Origin of the sequence: Nitratireductor sp. XY-223 (genome assembly GCF_004959855.1) — a bacterium.
Classification (GTDB): Bacteria; Pseudomonadota; Alphaproteobacteria; order Rhizobiales; family Rhizobiaceae; genus Hoeflea_A.
This window is the reverse complement of the sequence record NZ_SPNT01000005.1, coordinates 180,650-200,012: the sequence shown is the minus strand read 5'-3', so window position 1 is coordinate 200,012 and position 19,363 is coordinate 180,650. Positions and strand designations below refer to the sequence as shown.

The window sequence follows — 19,363 nt, the reverse complement described above, 5'->3', positions numbered from 1 at the left end:
AAAATGCCGGGTTCTGGCTGTCTTGTCGGAGAACGGTTCCGGTGTTTGCGTTCGCATCGATCACGCCCTCGCATCCTCCAGCACCATGTCGGACGCCTTTTCGCCGATCATGATCGCGGGAGCGTTGGTGTTTCCTGAAACGATTGTCGGCATGATCGAGCAGTCGGCGATCCGCAGGCTGTTGACACCGTTCACATTCAGTCGGGGATCGACCACCGACTGTTCGTCCACCCCCATCCGGCAGGTTCCGGTCGGATGATAGATCGTTGTCGCGGTGTTCCGTGCCCAGTCCAGCAGGCCGTCATAATCGTCGTCGTCGACATGCCGGCCGGGCGCATGCTCCTCCGTGATCAGGTCATCGATCGCCTGTTGCCGGCAGATGCGCCGTGCGACGCGTATGCCTTCGACGATTGTGTCCTGGTCGAGCTGTGTCGAAAGGTAGTTCGGATGAATCGCCGGATGCTTGCGGGGATCCGCCGACTTGAGCCGGATCTCGCCCCTGCTTTCCGGGCGCAGCTGCAGAACCGATGCCGTGAACGCATCGAAGCGGTCGACGCCCGTGGTCGGGTTGTCGGCGCTGAAAGGCTGGATGTGAAACTGGATATCGGGTGTCTCCAGCTCCGGGCGCGTCTTGAGGTACCCGGTGCCGAGGCTTGCCGCCATGGTCATGGGTCCGCTGCGCCTGAGGGCGTATTCCGCAGCGATCTTTGTCAGGTTCACCAGCCCCCGCGTGCGGGTATTGATGGTCGGCACACTGCATTTGTAGACCGGCCGGGCCTGCAGATGGTCCTGCAGGTTCTTGCCGACGGAACCGTTTTCATGGACCACGCTGATTCCGTGCTGGGAAAGGTGGTCGCCGGGGCCGACGCCCGACAGCATCATGATCTGCGCCGAGCCGATCGCGCCGGCGGCCAGGATTATCTCCCGGCGCGCCCTGATGACGGTTTGCGCGCCGCGGTGCGTGCCCTCGACGGCGACGGCGCGTTTGGCCTCGAACAGCACCCGGCTGGTCAGGAACCCGGTCATGACCGAGAGGTTGCCGCGTTCGCGGATCGGCGCCAGATAGGCCTTCGCGGACGAACAGCGCAGGCCATCCTTGGCGGTCAATTGAAAGTAGCCGACGCCCTCCTGCTCTTCGCCGTTGTAGTCCGGGTTGTAGGCAAATCCTGCCTGCTGCGCCCCGCGCACCCAGGCATCGACGATCTTCCAGGACTTGCGCGACCGGGTAACCGCAAGGGGTCCTAGCCCGCCGCGCAACGCGCTCTCACCGTCCTCCCAGGCCTCGGCGCGCTTGAACAGCGGCAGCACATCCTCCCAGGACCAGCCGACATTCCCCTGCTGGCGCCAGGTGTCGTAGTCCTGCGGCTGGCCGCGCACATACAAAAGGCCGTTGATGGAGCTGGAGCCGCCAAGCGTCTTCCCGCGCGGCCAGTTGAGGGAACGTCCGTTGAGCCCGGGATCGGCCTCGGTCCGATACATCCAGTTCAGAGCCGGGTTCTTTATCGTTTTGAAGTAGCCGACGGGAATGTGAATCCATGGCGATCTGTCGCGCCGGCCCGCCTCCAGCAGAGCGACCGTGCAGTGCGAATCTGCCGACAACCGGTTGGCCAAAACGCAACCGGCTGAGCCCGCTCCCACGATGACGTAATCGAATTCCAAGCCAAAACCCGCAAAAATGTTAAAAAATGAGACTTATTGTCTCGTTTATTATGGTAAGCATGTTATTGTGCTGAGAGCAACATCCGAAAACTCTTTTCCTGCGGCGGGCAAAATGCTGATCTGCGCTGGAATGAGCGAGCCAGACGAATGAACGATTTAATTGCCCAGGATGAAAACGAGGCCGGATCCGGTACGCGCATTGCCACAAATTTGAGGACCTTGCTTATCCTGGAAATCCTCGGCAGATCCGACGCGGCGCTCAGCCCGACGGAAATCAACCGCGAACTCGGCCTGCCGAAACAGAGCATCCACCGCCTGTGCACGACGCTGGTCGAGCAGGGGTTCCTGGTCTACGAGACGGACGGCAAGAAACTGCGGCCGGCACGGCGGCTGCGCGCGATGGCATCGGGCATCCTGCATGCATCGCGGGTGCACATTGCGCGCCACCAGATCCTGCAGGATGTCGCGGCCACGGTCGGCGAGACGGTAAATTTCGTCGTCCCGGAAGAGGCCGGCATGAGCTACAAGGACCGCGTGGAAACCGACTGGCCGTTTCGTGTACAGCTGCCGATCGGAACGCATGTCCCGTTCCACTGCACCGCGAGCGGCAAGACCTTCATGTCGACCCTGTCACCCGGTGCCAGGAAGGTCATGGTCGATTCCATCCCCCTTGAGCCGTGCACGCCCAATACCATCACCGACAGGGAAAAACTGCTGGCCGAACTCAAGCAGATTGCCCGCCAGGGCTATGCCCTCGACCGCGAGGAGTTCATGGAGGGCATGGTGGCCATCGCCGTTCCGGTGCGTGACAGGCAAAATCGCTTTATGGCGGCGCTGGCCTTCCACGGCCCCACCGTTCGCCTGAACGTTGATAACATGCTGGAGCGCAAAAGCGTGCTGGTCGAGGCGGCCGGCAGGCTGACCCAGACCCTTACGGAAGACTGACCGGGTCCGCTGGCAAGTTCACCCCGTTCGCCGGAACCGGCTGCCGGGGGCCGGCGGCGTTTCCGGCGGACCGGCGAAGCACTGGGCGTTTTCCATCCACCGGGTCGCAACGGTTCCTTCGACAACAAGATCGGTATCGGCGACGTTGCGCGTCTGGGTGACCACCTGTGCAAACCCGACCGCCGACCCCGTGATGCTGCCGGCTCCTCCCGGCTCGCCGAATTCCGCGATAGCGCCGGATGGCAGCGTGAGGCGAAGATGGGGCATGTGTTCCGGTATATCCCATCCGCGCACCTTGAAGGCCCAGCCGAAGGTGTTGACGCCGAGGACGATGATGTTGCGGATGCGATCGGTTTCCCGCCGCTCCGCGCCGAGCAGGTCGAAGACCTCCTGGCCGTGTGCCCAGGTCTCCATCTGCCGGGCAGTCGTGGACGAGCGCAACGACATTTCCGGCCCCGCCCATTTGACCCGCAGTTTCGGGTCGAGCTTCGACCAGCGTGCGGCCATGTCCGTGTAGAGCTCCCGCCACGCGGATAGCAGTGCGCGTCCCCGCTCGCTTATCCTTGCATTCTCGTAGTCACGCAAGCTGCCACCGCCGAGGGCTTTGACAAGTTCGTTCAGTTCATCGCTGAAGGCGTCAGGAGCGGTCACCGAGAGATCCGCTGCCCGGTTCCAGTAGTGCAGGTGAACCAGCACGTCGTTGACGGTCCAGCCCTTGAACTGCGTTGGCTGGTCGAATTCGCCGTCGGCAAGGCCGCACAGGATTTCGGCCAGCGCCTCGCTCTCTTCGAGAAAATCCTGCGCCTGCTCCATTTAACTCTCCTTGCCGGTCATTCGGCCGCGTCGCCGATATCGATCATCAGGTCGCCGGAGGCGAGCTGGTCGCCCTTCGAGGCATCGATGCCGGTCACCACGCCATCGATCGGCGCGGCGATCTGGTGCTGCATTTTCATCGCTTCCAGTACGGCAAGCGCATCGCCCCTGGCGACCTTCTGGCCCTTCTTCACCAGAATGTCGACAACAAGCCCGGGCATCGGCGCGACCACCCGCCCGCTTGAGCCCGCCGCGTCGTCCTCCATGCCCGGCCGGGCGCGATGGAAACGGAAGCATTTTCCCGAGACCGACAGCCCGATGTCGCTGCCGCTGATCGCGGCGACGGCGTCGATTGTCCGGCCGTTGATCCGCGCGCGGACCGCATGGTCCGTCCGCTGCCCGAGTGCGACAGCGAAAAGGTCGTCGCCCACCGTTACCGACCACACTGCGCCGAGGCATTCGGCGCCGATGTCGAAAACACCCCGGTCGGTCGTCAGGTGAAGGGGGATCGGCGAAAGCGGGGCGCTCGACCAGCCGAGCTGCGTCGCCGATACGTAACCGGCGGCCGCGAACGCGGCATCGCGATCGTCGTCGAGCAGCAGCGCGGCGGCGAGCGCCACATCAGCGCCGCCCGGCTCGTCCGCGACAAAGCCGCCCGTATAGAATTCATCGAGGAAAGCGGTCGTCGCCTCCCCATGGATGAAGGCGTCCCGCTGCAAAATATCCACGAGGAACGAGCTGTTCGTTGTCGGTCCCAGAAGCGCGGATTCCTTGAGTGCCCGGACGAGGCGTGTGCGCGCCACATCCCGCGTCTCGCCCCAGGCGATGACCTTGGCCAGCATCGGATCGTAATAGGGCGACACCTCCATCCCGGTCGCGACACCGGCGTCGACACGCACGCCCTCTCCCGCCGCCGGACGCCACAGGTCGATGCGGCCGGTCGCCGGCAGATAGTCGCGCGACGGGTCCTCCGCATAGAGTCGCGCCTCGATGGCGTGGCCGTTCAGCTTCAGGTCGTCCTGTCGCAACGGCAGCTCCTCGCCCTGCGCCACCGCGATCTGCATGGCGACAAGATCGAGACCGGTGATCATTTCAGTGACCGGATGCTCCACCTGGAGACGGGTGTTCATCTCCAGGAAATAAAAGTCGCCGGCGGCATCGAGCAGGAATTCGACCGTGCCGGCGCCGCGGTAATCGACAGCCTTCGCGGCGTCGACGGCGGCGCTGCCCATGGCGGCGCGCAGATCCTCGGTCATCACCGGGCAGGGGGCCTCCTCGATGACCTTCTGGTGCCGCCGCTGGACGGAACAGTCCCGCTCGCCGAGATGTATGAAATTGCCGTGCTTGTCGGCGAACACCTGTATTTCGACATGGCGCGGCCGCAGGACCGCCTTTTCCAGGATCAGTTCGTCGGAACCGAATGCGCTGGCGGCCTCCGAACGGGCGAGGCCGAGCGCGTCGGCGAGTTCGCCGGCCTCATCGACAAGCCGCATGCCGCGCCCACCGCCGCCGGCGGCGGCCTTGACCATGACCGGATATCCGATGTCCTGGGCCGCCTCGGCAAAGGCCAGGTCGTCCTGGTCGTCGCCCTCGTAGCCCGGAACGCAGGGAACGCCTGCCGCCAGCATGCGCCGCTTCGCCTCGGCCTTGTTGCCCATCAGGTAGATGGCCTTGGCGGGCGGTCCGATGAAGACCAGCCCGGCATTGTCGACAGCCTCGGCAAAAGCCTCGTTCTCGGACAGGAACCCGTAACCGGGATGGATGGCGTCGGCGCGTGTCGCCTGTGCCGCTTCTATGATGCGGTCCGAGCGCAGGTAGCTTTCGCCAACCGGCGCCGGCCCGATCATGACGGCTTCGTCCGCCATGACGGCATGCGGTGCGCCGCGGTCCGCCTCCGAATAGACGGCGATCGTGCGCAGCCCGAGGCCACGCGCGGTGCGGATAATACGGCAGGCGATTTCGCCGCGATTTGCGATCAGGATCGAGGATATGGCCACGGCGCTCACCGCTCCACCCATTCGGGTTTGCGTTTTTCGAGGAAGCTGGCAACGCCCTCACGGGCTTCATCCGAGACCATGCGGTCGGCAAAACTCTCAGCCGCCGCCTTGGCTTGCGCCTTGCGCTCCATGGCCGGCAGCGTCAGGATCAGCCGCTTGGTTTCGGCAACCGCTCCCGGCGCGCAGCGTCGCACCTGCTTGCGGATCGATTCAATCTCGGCGTCCACCGCGGCCGACCCCGAAACCACCGTGTCGACAAGGCCGGCGGACCTTGCCTCCGCGGCGTCGAGCGTCGATGCCAGCAGCATCAGCCGCCGCCCCTCGCGCGTCCCCAGCCGCTGCAGGACGAAGGGAGAGATCTGCGCCGGTGTCAGCCCGATCATCGTCTCGGTGAGCGAGAACCGTGCCCCTTCCTCGGCAATCACCACGTCGCCCACGCAGGCAAGGCCGAAACCGCCGGCCATGGCGGCGCCCTCGATGGCCATCACCGTAACCTGCGGCAGGGTGTTGACGGCGTCGAACAGGGCCGCCGCATCGAGGCTCATCGCGACGATGTCGTCGCGGCTCGCCTCGCCCTGGAACGCGCTCTTGAAAGCCTTCAGATCGCCGCCGGCGCAGAAGATGCCGCCGCGGCCGCGAACGGTGACGCCGCGGATATCGCGATTGTCGCGAATGGCGGCGCAAACGGCGTTGAGCTCGCTGACCCGCTCGCCGGTCAGCGGATTGCGCGACTCCGGCTGATTGAACCAGACGGTGAGCCATCCGGCCTCGTATTCGAGATCGAGCGCCTCGGTATGCGGCAGATCGGTCATGCCCAGCTCCTACATTCTTGCCACGCCGAAGGCGTTTGGCCGCAATGCCCGGTTTCGCGCTTCCAGGCATGTCTCGAGGCAGAAACCCAGCACCCTGCGCGTGTCGCGCGGATCGATGACGCCGTGATCGAGGCAGCGGCCGGAGGTGAAGAACGCATCGGACTGGCGGTCGAAATGCGCGGCGATCATCTTGTGCTGCCCGGCGAGGGTTTTCTCGTCGATGGCCTCGCCCTTTCGCTCGGCCGCCATGCGCGCCACCATCGTCATCGTGCCGGCGGCCTGCTCGCCGCCCATCACGCCCGTCGTCGCGTTGGGCCAGGCAAACAGGAAATCCGGCTCGAAGGCGATCCCGCTCATGCCGTAGTTGCCGGCGCCGAAACTCGCGCCGATATAGAGGGTGATCCGCGGCACCCGCGCGTTCGAGACAGCCTGGATCATCTTGGCGCCGTGCTTGATCATGCCGGCCTGCTCGTATTCGGTGCCGACCATGTAGCCGGTGGTGTTGTTCAAAAAGACGATCGGCGTGTCCGCCTGGTCGCAGAGCTGGATGAACTGGGCCGCCTTTGTCGCGCCGGCCGGATCGATCGGCCCGTTATTGCCGATGATGCCGCAGGCGATGCCGTTGATGCTCGCCTGCAGGCAGACGGTCGAAATCCCGTAACGTGGCTTGAAATCCTCGAAATCGGAACCGTCGACGAAGCGGGCCACCACTTCGCGCACGTCGTAAGGCGTGCGGTAGTCCGCCGGAACGATGCCGGCGAGTTCGTCCGGATTGTATTGCGGTTCATCGAAGGTTCGGGCGGCCATCGGCGCGAGCCGCTTGTTCCAGTCGAGCCGGCGCACCAGGTCGCGGGCGATCGCGATCCCGTGGGCGTCGTCCTCGGCGAGATATTCGACCAGGCCTGACGTGCTCGCATGCATTTCAGAGCCGCCGAGTTCCCGCTCGTCGGCCTTTTCGCCGGTGGCCGCGTGAACCAGCGCCGCGCCGGCGAGGGCCGCCATGCCGTTTTTCTTCACGCCGATCACATAGTCCGAAAGGCCCGGCATATAGGCGCCGCCCGCGGTCGACGGGCCGTGCAGCACGGTGATCGTCGGTATGCCGTCGGCGCTCAGAAGCGCAAGGTTCCGGAAAAGGGCGCCGCCCTGCGCCCAGCCTTCGACCTTGTATTCCATCAGGTTGGCGCCGGCGCTTTCAACGAGGTGTATCAACGGCAGCCTGTGCCGGCGCGCCAGTGTCTGGATCGACAGCACCGCCGGCAGGCTCATCTTGCCCATGGCACCGGCCTTGATGCCGCTGTCGTCGACCCAGACCATGCAGCGCACGCCCGAAACGAAGCCGATGCCGACGATCAGGGAAGAGCCGGGGACGCTTTTCTCCGGGTCGTTGCTGTCGACGAGATAGCCGGCCAGCGCGTGCAGCTGGACGAAGGGCATGCCCGGATCGAGCAGCCGCGCCAGCCTTTCGCGCGGCGTGATCTGGCCGCGCTCCTCGAAACGCGGGCGTCGCCGCTCGGAAAGCGCCACGGCCTTCGCCTCCAGCTCGCGCAACTGCTCGACAAGCGCGATCATGTCCTCGCGGTTCCTGGCAAATCCGTCCGATCCGATGTCGATCTGGCTGACAAAGCCCATCAGCGTTCCCCCGTGGCGGCATTGTCGGCAAGCGCCGCCGGAATCTCGACCGGCAGCGCCAGCAGCGTCTGTGCGAAGGCCTTGCCCTGCGCGTCATTGCGCAGGCTGGCGACACCCCCGCCTCCCAGCACATTATGCATGACGATATTCATGCCGTGAATCCCGGGCATGAAGAACCTTTCCACCTTGCCCTCAAGGTAGGAGGCGAAGACGTTTGCGACGGTTTCTTCGGTAACGGCGCGCCAGATCCACGGAAGATACTCGGGCCGTCGCGCCATGACGCCGATATTCGCGTCGTCGCCCTTGTCGCCCGAGCGCGCCCAGGCAAGGTCTTCGAGGCGGCAGGTGACAAGGTCGGTTTCGGCTGCCGGGTCCGGTATGGCAGGCCTTTCGGGCAGGACGTCGTCATGAGGGGCAGGGGCTGTGTCGGCATAGCCGATGTCCGCGCCGTCGATCGACAGGTTGACCGGCACTGCGCCGGCCTCGATCAGGAACGAGAACAGGCGCACCACCGGAGACGGTTTCGGCCGGCCAGCGCCGGTGAAAAAGTGCAGGCCGGGCGGCGTCGCCAGCGCGCAGCCGGTAATTTCCTTCAGGAACAATCCGACGGCGCGCGCATCCGCATGGCGCACGGCCGCCTTGACGCAGATTTCCTCGCCATCATGGCCTTCGGGAGCGCCGCCGAAAAGCTCGATCGCGGTCTCGCTGTAGCCCGGCGCACCGAGCGCCTTGAGCCGGGCCTCGGCCCGTTTCAGGCCGGCCTCGACGAAGGCCTTCGCCTTGTCGCGCGCGTTGCGCCCGTTGAACTGGAAGACAAAGCCGGCGCGGTACCCGTCCAGGAAGGTTGCCGACACCTTCAGCCGGCCCGTCGGCGCGCGTCCCCTTGCGCCGGAAACGCTGACGCGATCGGGACCGGCCTGTTCGAGCGCGACATTCGAGAAATCGCAGATCACGTCCGGCAGGATGTAGGCCTGCGGATCGCCGATTTCGTAGAGCATCTGCTCGCCGACCGAGGCCCGCGAGACGATGCCGGACGTGCCGTCAGGCTTGGTGATCTCGAAGCGGCCGTCGGCACCGATCGCGGCGACCGGATAGCCGATGTCCGCGAGGTCGCCGGCCTGTTCCCAGTCGGTGAAATTGCCGCCGGTCGATTGCGGTCCGCACTCCAGGAGATGGCCAGCGAGCGATCCCGCGGCCAGCTTGTCATGATCGTCCTTATGCCATCCGAACCGGTGAATGCAGGCGGCAAGGGCGAGAGCGCTGTCGGCGCAGCGCCCGGTGATGACGATATCCGCGCCGGCATCGAGGGCCGCCGCGACGGGAAAGGCGCCGAGATAGGCGTTGACTGAAGCGATTTTTGCAGCATCGGGAAACGGCGTGCCGGCGAACATCTCGCGCCGGTCCGAGAATTCCGCCACGCGGGCCATGAGGTCGTCGCCCTCGACGACCGCGACCTTCAGGTCCAGCCCGGATTCCGCGATCGCCTTGCGCAGCGCCTCCGCGCAGGCCGCCGGGTTGACGCCGCCCGCGTTGGACAGCACCTTGACGCCCTTTTTGGCGATCTCGGCGAGGTTTCCCGCCATCGCCCCGGTGACAAAATCGGTCGCGTAGCCTAACGCCGGATCCTTCAAGCGCGCCCGTGCCATAATCGACATGGTGATCTCGGCGAGATAGTCGAAAACGAGGACGTCGATACCGGGAAACTGCAGCAGTTGAGCGGTTGCGTGCGGCGCCTCGCCCCAGAAACCGCTGGCGCCTCCGATGATCAACTGGTCCCCGGACATGCTTCCTCCTCAGGGTGGGTTACGATTGCAGACCGAACATTCTGTTTTTAAAATCTTGCCACGCAACCTGTCAAGGCGATATAAGGGCACATCTCGCTGAAAGGGGGAAGCGGCTTAAATGTCGGAAACAGCGACACAGGAAAAGCCGACCAAGGTTTCCAAGAAGGATATCAAGGCCGAAGCGATGAAGCGCCGCATTTGCGCGGCCGTGGTCGCCTGTCTCGACGAACACGGCTATGCGGAAACCTCGATCAATCGTATCCAGGAGCGCGCCGGGGTCTCGCGCGGTGCGTTGACCCACCATTTCCCGACGAAGCAGGCGCTTGTGGCCGAGACCTGCATGCGCATGCTCAACGCGGCCATGCGCCCGATGCACTCGACCATGGGCGAGGGGGAACGCCCGGCGCCCGCCGACAGGTTGCTGATGGATTCCTGGAACCATATCGTCAACACGTCGGAGGGGCGGGCCTTTGTCGAGATCATCGTGGCCTGCCGGACCGACCGCGAACTCTACAACGCACTGGCCGACGACTTGCACAAATGGGAGGCCGACAGCGCGGCGACGATCAGCGCGCTCTACCGCGGTTCGGACGCTGCCGGCGACGATGCCGCGCTCCTGTGGAGCATCTGCCGGACGTTCTTCCGCGGGCTCTTGACGCATGAACGTTTCGTCTCGGACCCGGCCTATCTGGCCCGCATGATGGACCGCTTCGCCGGCATCATGAACGCGCACCTGCTGGTGCGGGATTAGGCGGGCGCCGACCTGCTTTCAATACTATTGCGAGAACTTGTAGCCCTCGGTCACCAGTTGCGGCGGCGAGCGGTGAACGGTGAAATACTCCTGCTCGCAGAAGCGGCTTGAGGGGTCGCCGCCGAGGCAATTACGCGCGCCGGGAAATGTCACCTCGATTTCCACCTCCTCGTCATAGACGATGTCGTTCCACCAGCGGCTCGTATCCTCGTCCGCGCGTTTGCCGGGCGGCAGCAGCGGATGGCTGTAAGGCCCGTTCGGGAGGCGCGGTGACGCGACGGCAATCAGCGTCGTCTCCTCGCCGGCGTCGAGGTCGACCGTCCAGGTCCGGTCGAGATAGACGGGAGCCGCATTGGCCTTGATCTGCAGGCCCTCATAGGCCTCCTCGCCGGTGTTCTTGACCGTCACCTTGTAGACGCTATTGAAATAGGTCGTGCTGCACAGCGCGCCTTTTCCGTCGGACTTGAGCTGCGCTTCCAGCTCGTCGGCGGCTTGCAGCAGCGCCTGGCGGGAGCGTTTTTCGATTTCCTCCTCCAGCCGCTCGCGCAGTTCCTCCTCGGCCATGCCCGCCGCCGTCTCGATGGTGATATCGACGGCCAGGTTGCCGACATTGGTGGCGAGATCGGCGGTCGGCACCTGGGTGACGGCTTGCTTTGCCACTTCCTTCGCCAGCCCGTCGACGCCGTCCCGCATCATTTCGTTGAGGTTTGGAATGTCGGGCGGAATGCCCGCCGAAACCAGCGCGGAATTGAGTGCGAATTCGAGCGCGCTATCGGGGATGAGGTTGAGCGTCAGGGTCGCGGCGATGTCGACGACCCGGTTCTTCACCCACTGGTAGGACTTGCTGGTCCAGCTCCACGCGCCGGAGAAGAACTTGCCGACTTTTTCGAAGAAGTTCTTGTCCTTCTTGCCGTATTTCTCCTCCCAAGTCTTGCAGCCCGGCGGCCAGCGCGCGATGTGGTGGAACGGAGTGAATTCCAGCGCGGTCATGCGGATCTGGGGCCGGCTTCCCGGCACTTCTTCCTTTGCATAGAACTCGAAGGGCTCCTGCGCAGGCGGGTCCGCGCCGTAGTAGACCCGCATCGTGTTGGACGGCTGGCCGACGACCCGCCCCGAACCGGCGGCAACCGGCAGCACCCGCACGTAAAAGATCGCCGGGCCGCCCGGAAGGTCCTTGGCGAGGTCCTTCGGGTCGAATGCGAACCATCCTTCCCTGACATCCGCCACGTCTGAGGCCAGCAGCCCCTGCGGCTCGATGTCGGCCTCCGACCCGTTGCCGAAAGGGGGGTAGGGCAGGTAGCTCACCTGCCAGAGCGCGCCCGATGCGTGCGGAACCTTGTCGACCCTGTAGTTGAGATGCACCGCCTGGTACTGCGCGTCCGGGTCGACCTCGAAATCCGCGGAATTGGCGATCGAGCAGTCGCCGCTGGCGCATTTGAAGAGACTGGCGCCTTCGGGATAGGTGTCGAGATTGTCGATGATATTGACCCAGTTGGCGGTCAGCGTTTCCGGCGGCAGCGGTTCGAACCGTGCGTAGTTCACCGGCGGGCCGATGACGATGACGTCGCTTTTGGGTGGCCTGGTCTGCAGGACAGGCTTCGGCTGCTCAGCCACCTGTGGCGGTACCACCGGCTTCGGCGTCGGGATCGGCACCACAACGACGCCGACCTGCGGGACGGTGATGGTCAGCTCGATGCCGGGTCTGGCGGCGGGCGCTTCCGGCTGCTTGGGTTCCGCGGGCTTCGCCGCCGTCGCCGGGTCCTTGCGGCGCACGCATGTGATCTGCTTGAACGCGTTGCAGTATTCCGCGTTACACAGGCGCCCGTCGCCGAAAACAACCGACGGAATGCCTTTCTTGCCCGTCGTTTCGTCGCGGGTGAACTTGCCTGCGCGGGCAAAGCCCTTTTCCTTGCAGAACAGGTCGGCGGCCGGCTCGCCGCAGTTCTTGCCCCAGTTGCGGCACCAGTCGACCCGCACGTTCTTGATCTTCGGAAAACGGTAGCGGGTCCGGTTGGGGCCGAGCACGACTTCTTCCATGTCCGGTCCGGCCTTGGGCGGCGTGCCGACGATCTGTCCGTCCTTCGGCTTCTTCTTCACCGTCTCCGGCTTGGTGCAGGTGATCGCCCGGAAGCCCGAGCAGATCGGCGCGCGGCACAGCCGGCCGTCCCCGAAAATCACCGTGGGAATGCCGAACGCACCGATGCCGGGATCGATCACGAACTGGGTGGCGCGGGTATAGCCGTTCTGCTGGCAGAAGAGGTCGGCGGCCGGCGCGCCGCACTGGCTGGCAAAGTGCTTGCACCAGTCGAGCCGCACGCCGTTGATGGTGGGTGTTTCGAAAGTCCGCGTCGTATCTTGCGCAGCCACGCCCCCGGCGAACAACGCGGTCAACAGAACCATGAACAAGGCGAAGAAGCGTGGCATATCGTCCCTTCCTCGCGAGGGAGTGTACTATAGATGCCGCAAAGACGGCAATTCACGACGGGACGCTCCCCGAAACGGGAAAAAGCCCCGCGTCAGGCAGGGCTCTTTCGGCATGATTGGCGGTTGTTCTCAGTTCTGCAGGATGCCGCCGCCGCCCAGACCGATCTTGCAGCTTGCCTTGAGCGGCACCCAGTTGCTCAGCTTCTTGTGGTTCGGTGCCGAGGCGCGGTACTGGGTGTCGATGGCCTGGTGAATGGTCAGCGTTCTTGAATAGACGCCCATGAATGTGCCGTTGCCGGTCGCCTTGGTCTGCACCACGTAAGGGCCGGCCACGCCGCCGCCGTTGCGGGCGATGTAGATCGGAACCGAACCTTCCTTGTTGGTGAAGACCCAGGCCTTCAGTTCGGCATCGGCCGGGCAGGCATTGGTGGTTGGCGACTTGATGCCCATCTGGAGCTTGGTGACTTTCAGCTTGGGCGATCCGCCCTGCTGCAGGTCCAGCGCCTGCGCGTTGCCGGCTGTGACCGCAATAGCGATGGCTGCGATAAATGTGGCTTTCATGACGTGCCCCCGTCGGGTTGTGCGTTGATGACGGAGACTACCATGGCAAGGCGGCGCTGAACCAACATTGAACCCTGCGTTAATTTGGCATTCATCGCGTCGCGGCAATCAAGGCGGATCTTTCCGTGAGCCCGGCCCATCTGCAGGTCACGGACGTTCCGGTCATTCCACCGGACAACGGCAAATTTCGCGCAGGCTGTGTCTTACGGCCTTGGTCCGGAGTTGCTATGCAACGTTCCGGACACCAGCAGGAAGTCGGTTAATCGCATGGATACGAAGCACAAACCGGAAAAGAAGGCACTCGCCGGAATGGCAGATGAAGAGATCATCCGCCACATCGACACACTGCAGCCGGACGACGCAGCCCGGCTGTTGCGAAAGCTGCCGGCCAAGCGCCGTGGCGCGATCAACGCCAGGATTGCCGGCGGGCGCCGGGTGGAGATCGCCAGGCTGGCGGATTATTCCGAAGAGGTGGCCGGCGGCCTGATGAACTCACGCTATGCCGACCTCGGGCCCGAAACGCGGTGCAGCGATGCGGTCCGGCAGCTTGTCGCCGAGGACGCGGCCGAGACGATCTATGTGGCCTTTGTCGTCGACGACGACCACCGGCTGCTCGGGCGGGTGGGCCTGCGCGACCTGCTGCGTGCGCCGAAGGACGCTCTCGTCGCTGACATCATGACACGCGACGGCGATGCCATTGCGGTCGATCTGCCCGCAGAAGAGGCCGCCCGGCAGGTGGCGCAGAGCGGCAGGACCGTGTTGCCCGTCATCGATGCGCGCCGCCGGCTGATCGGCATCATCTCCTATGACGATGCCTATACCCAGCTCGAGGAAGAGGCATCGGAGGACATGGAGCGCTTCGCCGCGGTGACCGGCGAGACCCAGCCCGATTACCTCAACGTTCCCATCTGGCGGGATTTCGCGCGAAGGGCGCCGTGGATACTCGGCCTCGCGGTCGCCGGTCTGCTGGCCGGCTATGTGGTGCATGTCTACGAGAACGCGCTCGACGCGCTCGTCATACTGGCGCTCTACATGCCGATGGTGGCCGACACCGGCGGCAATGTCGGAACCCAGACATCCGGCCTCCTCATCCGGTCGATCGCCACGGGCCACGTCAATGTCGGCAGCGGACTGCGCGTTCTCGGCCGCGAGGTGCGTGTCGCCCTGATGCTGGCGGCCATGCTCTTCGCCTTTGCCTGGCTGAAGGTTCTGTTCATCTCCAACAGCGCCGATGTTCCGCAGGGACTGACGCTGCACATGATCGCCTTTGCCATCGGCACAGCCATTGCGGTCCAGGTGATCGTTTCCGCTGTTATCGGCGCCGTGCTGCCCCTGTTCGCGCTGACCGCGCGACAGGATCCGGCTATCATGGCGGGCCCGGCGCTGACCACGATTGTCGATACGACCGGCCTGCTGATGTATTTCATGATCACGACAGCAATTTTGGGATTGTGAACGCAGTTCGATCCACTAAAAACTAGTCGATGCGGGCGTATTGACTGCACTTGCATGACTGCACTATTGAAATCTAAAGCGGTAGACAGGGGTTTTAGAGTAACCATGACGAGCAAGCTGAACAAATACCCGAATCGCAGGCAGTTTATGGCGACTTTGACTGGCTGTGCCGGTGTATTGGCCATGTCATCCCCTGTGAAAGCGGAGAGCCAGGTCGGCGCCGTAACGGCCGTGACGGGCCAGGCCATTGCCGATCGCACCGGCCACAGCGTCCCGTTGGACGTGGGCTCGGGCTTGATGGTGCAGGACCTCATCAAAACCGGCGAAGAGAGCTTCCTGGCGATGCTGCTGGGCGATGCCACGGCGATGCGGCTCGGCGCCAAGGCGGAGTTGCTGATCGACGAGTATCTCATCGGTGTCAAGGGAACGTTCAACCTGACGGACGGCGCGCTCGTCTTCGACCGGCCGGACGAGTCCGTGAAGACCGTCACCACCATCAAGACGGTCTTCGGTCAGCTCGGCGTGCGCGGGACCCGGTTTTTCGCCGGGCCCAGCCGCGGTGTTTTCGGTGTGTTCGTCGAGCGCGGCGAGCTGGAAGTGACCGCCGCCGGCGCGACGCAGGTCCTGGAGTCCGGTGACGGCATCGACATCCGCTCGTCCGGTGCCAGGGCCTCGGGAATCACCCGCTGGTCGCAGGACCGCATCAACGAGGCGTTTGCCAGCGTCGCGCCCACCTGACCCGGACTATTCCAGTCTGATGCCGTAGGCACGGATCGTTCCGATGCCGCGCAACTCTATTTCGCCGATATCCTCCAGCACCTCGTCGATCTGCGCCGCCGCCCGCTCGCCGACGAGGATCGATGTGCCGAAGCGCTTGTTTGCGTCCTGCAGCCGGGCCGCGGTGTTGATCGACGATCCGAAGGCCGTGTAGTCAACGCGGTCGGCGACGCCGACATCGCCCAGCACCACCTCGCCGGTCTCGATACCGATGCGCGTGCGTCCGAAACCGGCCTGTTTCGCAAATCCCGAATGGCGGAACTCTTCCGAGAAGGCGAGGATTTCCCGTGCGCAGGCAAGGGTTTCGCCCACGTGGTTTTCCAGGTCGACCGGAGCATTGAACAGGGCGTGTATGCCGTCCCCGATGGTTTTGTCGATCATGCCGCCGCGGGCGATGATGATGCCGGTCAGCCCCTCGAAATAACGGTCCAGCAGCCCGACCATTTCCGCCGGGCCGGTGCGCTCGGTCAGCGATGTGAACCCCTCGACATCGGTGAACATGGACGTGGCGACGCGCTGTTCGCCTTTCAGCTTCAGCAGCTCGGGATCAGCGACGAGCTTCTTGACGACGGCGCCGGGCAGCCGCTGCTCGAAGCGCCGGCGCACCACCGCTTCCGCCTTTCTGACGGCGGAGAACTGGATGGTGCTGCTGACCACCGCGCCCGCGGCCATCGCAAGGATCGGCTCCATCGGACCGACAATGAGATTGGCAAGGTTGTAGAGCAGCATGCACAAGAGCAGCCAGGCGCCGATGGCGAACAATGTCGTCCCGGCCGCCACCGCCGGCCGGGTTGTGGCGCTGAAAAAAGCAAGGCCGATGCCGAGGATTATGGCCGCCACAGCCGAGGCGCGATCGGCCCAGCCCGGCGCGAACGGGCTTGAATCCAGGAGCAGGTTGGTCGCGAAGTCGGCCTGTATCTGAACCGACGGCTTCAGCGGATCCCCGGGGATCGGCCGCAGACCGCCGAGCTCGGCGGCGCTCGAGCCGAGGAAGACGATCTTGCCGGCTATCGCATCTTCTTCGACCGAGTTGTCGAGAACCCGGCTTGCGGCGATGGTTCGCTGGGATTGCTGGCCCGCCGTCGAGAAGCGAAGGCGCACGTTTCCGGCACGATCGAGCCGGGTCTGAAGCTCGCCGACCCTGAGGCGCGGCGGATCGCCGAACAGGAGCACGACGCCGGTCCTGCGCGCCAGCCGGACGGCGTCCACCGCGAGCGACGGAAACGGCCGGTTGGAGACCGCAACCACCGCCGGCGCCCTTCTGATCCTGGCGTCATGATCGCCGGCCAGAGAGGCCGCCGAGAGGCCGGAGGCGGCCTCCATCACCGGCTTGCAGGAGGTCTCAGCACCCGGCTCCAGCCAGGCGCCCGGCAGCCGGACATCGGCATCGATGGCCACCAGGCTGCGCTGTGCCGGCACCGGCGTGTTTTCCCCCGACAGCAGGAACCCGGTGGTGACCGGCGCAGCCGCCATCGCCCGTTCCAGGCGGCTGATGTCGGGGCTGTCATCGGGGCAGGGCGGCTCGAGCACCAGGTCGAACGCGATGGCGGCCGGCCCGAAGCCGGCGATTTTTTCGACCAGATCAGCGAGACGTCCGCGCGACAGGCGCCTGCCCTCGAACAGTTTGAGGCTTTCGCTGTCGATATCGACCACGACGATCGCGTCGGTCGCCGGCGCCGGCCATGCCGATGCGATCAGGTCCAGCGACGGCTGGTTGAGCCGCTCGGTGACGGCCGCCGGACTTGAAAGGAAAAACAGCACCACAGCCAGGACGGCCAGGCTTCCCAGGATGCCGGACCGTAACTCGCGATTGCCGATATTGACTGGCCGGCTCAATTGTCAGACTCGCCCGGTTGCTTTGCCGCGAAAGCCTAGTCGAACACAAGGGCGACGGCAATTGCGGCGGGCGAACCGTGCTTCGCCCGGAGGGATCGCCGGCACTTGATCGTGGGCGCGCAACGGCTAAGTTCGGCGCATGTCTGTTGATGCGAGAATTCAGCCCGGTGCGTTTGACCGGTTCGAGCCGGAACTGGTGATATTCGACTGCGACGGCGTTCTGATCGACAGCGAGATCATCAGCGCCAAGACGTTGCTGAAGCTGCTGGAGGAGCATGGCCTGCATATCGATCTGGCGCATGTGCAGCACAATTTCCTGGGCCGGAGTTTCCCGACGGTCGCCGCTTCCATCCGCACGGATTTCCAGCTCGACCTGCCGGAGAGTTTCGAAGGCGAATACCGCAGGCGGCTTCTCGAGCAGTTCGAGGAGGACCTGTTGCCCAACAGGGGCGTCACGGCGATCCTCGACACGCTTTCCGTTCCCTATTGCGTTGCGACGAGCAGCAGCCCCGAGCGGGTTCAGCGCTCATTGAACATCGCGGGCCTCGAACGCTATTTTCTGAACCACACCTACACGGCATCCGAGGTCAGGAACGGCAAGCCGGCACCCGATCTCTTCCTGCATGTCGCAGAGCGCGAGGGCTGCGATCCGGCGGCGTGCCTGGTGATCGAGGACAGCATGCCGGGCGTCGAAGCCGCCGCCGCTGCGGGAATGGCGGTGCTGCGCTATGTTGGCGGAAGCCACTTCGATGGCGTACGCTCGGAACTGGATTCGGAGAGCGGCCCCTGGACGGTGTTCGATTCCTGGACAGATTTCTACGACCTGGTGCCGGCCCTGAAACGGCCGGCCGGCGAAGGGGGAGCGCGTGGCCGGTAAATCAGAAAGCGAGACGACCCGTCTTGACGATGCGGCGCGCGCCGGCTGGCTCTACTACGTGGTGGGCGACACGCAGGACGAGATCGCCCGCAAGCTCGGCGTATCGCGCCAATCGGCGCAAAGGCTGGTCTCGCTCGCCGTCAGCGAGCAACTGATCAAGTTCCGGCTCGACCATCCGATCGCGCGCTGCATGGAACTGGCGCAGATGATCCGCGCGCAGTTTGACCTGCGCATGTGCGAAATCGTGCCGAGCGATCCGGCGGCACCGTTTTCGATCGCCGGGATCGCTCAGGCCGGTGCAGCGGAAATGGAGCGTGTGCTGCGATCCGATGAGTCGAAGATCATTGCTTTCGGCACAGGCCGTGCGTTGCGCGCCTGCGTCGAGCAGCTGCGCCCGATGGAGTGTCCCCAACACACGGCGGTATCGCTTCTCGGCAACATGATGCTCGACGGATCGGCGACCGCCTACAACGTCATCATCCGCTTTGCCGAGCGTATCAACTGCCGGCATTTCCCGATGCCGCTGCCGCCACTTGCCCGTACCGCGCACGAGCGGGAATTGTTCCAGCAGCAGGAACCGGTCAAGAACATTCTGGAGATCGCCGAAAAGGCGGATGTGACCTTCGTCGGCATCGGCGAGATCGGCGAGGCCGCGCCGATGCTGGTCGACGGGTTTATCACCCATGACGAGATACGCGCGCTCACCGCGGCCGGCGCCGTTGGCGAGATCACCAGCTGGGTCTACGACAAAAACGGCGAGTTGATCAGGGGCCTGACCAATGACCGCGTGACCAGCGCGCCGCTGCACGCGGATCCCGACCATTTGCGATGCGGAATCGCCGCCGGCCGGCAGAAAGTCAAGGCGATCAGGGCCGCCATGAAGGGTCGGCTGATCAACGGTCTGATCACGAACGAAGCCACGGCAGAGCAATTGCTCAAATAGTGAGCAAATTGTGATTATCTGTAAGATACTGTTTTAATTTAGATAAATTGATAAGATCGCTCTCAGGAGTGATATCTTTGCGAATTCGGTCTTGACTCTT

General features: G+C 64.4%; 15 protein-coding genes. 6 read left to right on the top strand and 9 right to left on the bottom strand.

The genetic code is table 11. The features are described 5' to 3' along the window. Positions 1–60: 60 nt before the first annotated feature. A complete protein-coding gene (locus tag E4M07_RS18260) occupies positions 61–1,659 on the bottom strand; it encodes a GMC family oxidoreductase N-terminal domain-containing protein (RefSeq protein WP_136659820.1) in 1,599 nt (532 codons plus the stop codon). Positions 1,660–1,806: 147 nt separating this feature from the next. Between E4M07_RS18260 and E4M07_RS18255 the strand changes: the two genes are divergently transcribed. After that, positions 1,807–2,604 (top strand): IclR family transcriptional regulator, encoded by a 798-nt coding sequence (locus tag E4M07_RS18255; RefSeq protein WP_136659819.1) that lies wholly within the window; start codon positions 1,807–1,809, stop codon positions 2,602–2,604. An 18-nt stretch (positions 2,605–2,622) separates the two neighbouring features. Here the strand turns inward: E4M07_RS18255 and E4M07_RS18250 are convergent, their stop codons facing one another. Genes E4M07_RS18250 through E4M07_RS18230 form a run of 5 tightly spaced genes read right to left on the bottom strand, consistent with a single transcriptional unit; the run spans position 2,623 to position 9,639 of the window. Then, positions 2,623–3,417 carry a TIGR03084 family metal-binding protein gene (locus E4M07_RS18250; RefSeq protein WP_136659818.1) on the bottom strand — a complete coding sequence of 265 codons (795 nt, stop codon included), beginning with the start codon at positions 3,415–3,417 and terminating at the stop codon, positions 2,623–2,625. Positions 3,418–3,434: 17 nt separating this feature from the next. After that, entirely contained in the window at positions 3,435–5,435 is a 2,001-nt protein-coding gene (locus tag E4M07_RS18245) for an acetyl-CoA carboxylase biotin carboxylase subunit (protein ID WP_136659817.1), read from the bottom strand. Next, positions 5,420–6,226 (bottom strand): enoyl-CoA hydratase-related protein, encoded by an 807-nt coding sequence (locus tag E4M07_RS18240; protein WP_136659816.1) that lies wholly within the window; start codon positions 6,224–6,226, stop codon positions 5,420–5,422. Before E4M07_RS18240 ends, E4M07_RS18245 begins: the two co-directional genes overlap by 16 nt. Positions 6,227–6,235: 9 nt before the next feature. After that, positions 6,236–7,855 (bottom strand): carboxyl transferase domain-containing protein, encoded by a 1,620-nt coding sequence (locus tag E4M07_RS18235; protein ID WP_136659815.1) that lies wholly within the window; start codon positions 7,853–7,855, stop codon positions 6,236–6,238. Continuing rightward, positions 7,855–9,639 (bottom strand): acyclic terpene utilization AtuA family protein, encoded by a 1,785-nt coding sequence (locus E4M07_RS18230; protein WP_136659814.1) that lies wholly within the window; start codon positions 9,637–9,639, stop codon positions 7,855–7,857. Before E4M07_RS18230 ends, E4M07_RS18235 begins: the two co-directional genes overlap by 1 nt. 118 nt (positions 9,640–9,757) lie before the next feature. On the opposite strand from E4M07_RS18230, the gene E4M07_RS18225 reads away from it, so the two are divergent. Continuing rightward, on the top strand, positions 9,758–10,390 hold the full coding sequence (locus tag E4M07_RS18225) for a TetR/AcrR family transcriptional regulator (RefSeq protein WP_136659813.1): 633 nt from the start codon (positions 9,758–9,760) through the stop codon (positions 10,388–10,390). Between the two features lie 24 nt (positions 10,391–10,414). On the opposite strand, the gene E4M07_RS18220 is transcribed toward E4M07_RS18225, so the two are convergent. Both E4M07_RS18220 and E4M07_RS18215 read right to left on the bottom strand, forming a co-directional pair. Then, positions 10,415–12,814 carry a hypothetical protein gene (locus E4M07_RS18220; RefSeq protein ID WP_136659812.1) on the bottom strand — a complete coding sequence of 800 codons (2,400 nt, stop codon included), beginning with the start codon at positions 12,812–12,814 and terminating at the stop codon, positions 10,415–10,417. Between the two features lie 129 nt (positions 12,815–12,943). Beyond that, positions 12,944–13,375, bottom strand: coding sequence for a hypothetical protein (locus E4M07_RS18215; RefSeq protein ID WP_136659811.1), 432 nt, complete (start codon positions 13,373–13,375; stop codon positions 12,944–12,946). A gap of 267 nt (positions 13,376–13,642) precedes the next feature. On the opposite strand from E4M07_RS18215, the gene mgtE reads away from it, so the two are divergent. Together mgtE and E4M07_RS18205 are read left to right on the top strand one after the other, a co-directional pair. Beyond that, positions 13,643–14,830, top strand: a complete 1,188-nt coding sequence (mgtE, locus tag E4M07_RS18210) for a magnesium transporter (RefSeq protein ID WP_136659810.1) — start codon at positions 13,643–13,645, stop codon at positions 14,828–14,830. A gap of 183 nt (positions 14,831–15,013) precedes the next feature. After that, positions 15,014–15,568, top strand: coding sequence for a FecR domain-containing protein (locus E4M07_RS18205; RefSeq protein ID WP_169054277.1), 555 nt, complete (start codon positions 15,014–15,016; stop codon positions 15,566–15,568). Positions 15,569–15,574: 6 nt separating this feature from the next. Here the strand turns inward: E4M07_RS18205 and E4M07_RS18200 are convergent, their stop codons facing one another. Further along, complete coding sequence (locus E4M07_RS18200; RefSeq protein ID WP_136659808.1) at positions 15,575–17,443, bottom strand: adenylate/guanylate cyclase domain-containing protein; 1,869 nt, start codon at positions 17,441–17,443, stop codon at positions 15,575–15,577. Positions 17,444–17,582: 139 nt separating this feature from the next. Between E4M07_RS18200 and E4M07_RS18195 the strand changes: the two genes are divergently transcribed. Together E4M07_RS18195 and E4M07_RS18190 are read left to right on the top strand one after the other, a co-directional pair. Next, entirely contained in the window at positions 17,583–18,320 is a 738-nt protein-coding gene (locus E4M07_RS18195) for an HAD family hydrolase (protein WP_136659807.1), read from the top strand. Further along, positions 18,310–19,263: a sugar-binding transcriptional regulator gene (locus E4M07_RS18190; RefSeq protein ID WP_136659806.1), complete on the top strand. Its 954-nt coding sequence runs from the start codon at positions 18,310–18,312 to the stop codon at positions 19,261–19,263. The genes E4M07_RS18195 and E4M07_RS18190 overlap by 11 nt, the downstream gene beginning before the upstream one ends. Positions 19,264–19,363: the final 100 nt, after the last annotated feature.

Excerpts from the sequence above, each read along its gene's own strand:
- E4M07_RS18255 (WP_136659819.1), top strand. The coding sequence starts at position 1,807 with ATGAACGATTTAATTGCCCAGGATGAAAACGAGGCCGGATCCGGTACG.
- E4M07_RS18250 (WP_136659818.1), bottom strand. The coding sequence starts at position 3,417 with ATGGAGCAGGCGCAGGATTTTCTCGAAGAGAGCGAGGCGCTGGCCGAA.
- E4M07_RS18245 (WP_136659817.1), bottom strand. The coding sequence starts at position 5,435 with ATGGGTGGAGCGGTGAGCGCCGTGGCCATATCCTCGATCCTGATCGCA.
- E4M07_RS18240 (WP_136659816.1), bottom strand. The coding sequence starts at position 6,226 with ATGACCGATCTGCCGCATACCGAGGCGCTCGATCTCGAATACGAGGCC.
- E4M07_RS18235 (WP_136659815.1), bottom strand. The coding sequence starts at position 7,855 with ATGGGCTTTGTCAGCCAGATCGACATCGGATCGGACGGATTTGCCAGG.
- E4M07_RS18230 (WP_136659814.1), bottom strand. The coding sequence starts at position 9,639 with ATGTCCGGGGACCAGTTGATCATCGGAGGCGCCAGCGGTTTCTGGGGC.
- E4M07_RS18225 (WP_136659813.1), top strand. The coding sequence starts at position 9,758 with ATGTCGGAAACAGCGACACAGGAAAAGCCGACCAAGGTTTCCAAGAAG.
- E4M07_RS18220 (WP_136659812.1), bottom strand. The coding sequence starts at position 12,814 with ATGCCACGCTTCTTCGCCTTGTTCATGGTTCTGTTGACCGCGTTGTTC.
- E4M07_RS18215 (WP_136659811.1), bottom strand. The coding sequence starts at position 13,375 with ATGAAAGCCACATTTATCGCAGCCATCGCTATTGCGGTCACAGCCGGC.
- mgtE (WP_136659810.1), top strand. The coding sequence starts at position 13,643 with ATGGATACGAAGCACAAACCGGAAAAGAAGGCACTCGCCGGAATGGCA.
- E4M07_RS18205 (WP_169054277.1), top strand. The coding sequence starts at position 15,014 with ATGTCATCCCCTGTGAAAGCGGAGAGCCAGGTCGGCGCCGTAACGGCC.
- E4M07_RS18195 (WP_136659807.1), top strand. The coding sequence starts at position 17,583 with ATGTCTGTTGATGCGAGAATTCAGCCCGGTGCGTTTGACCGGTTCGAG.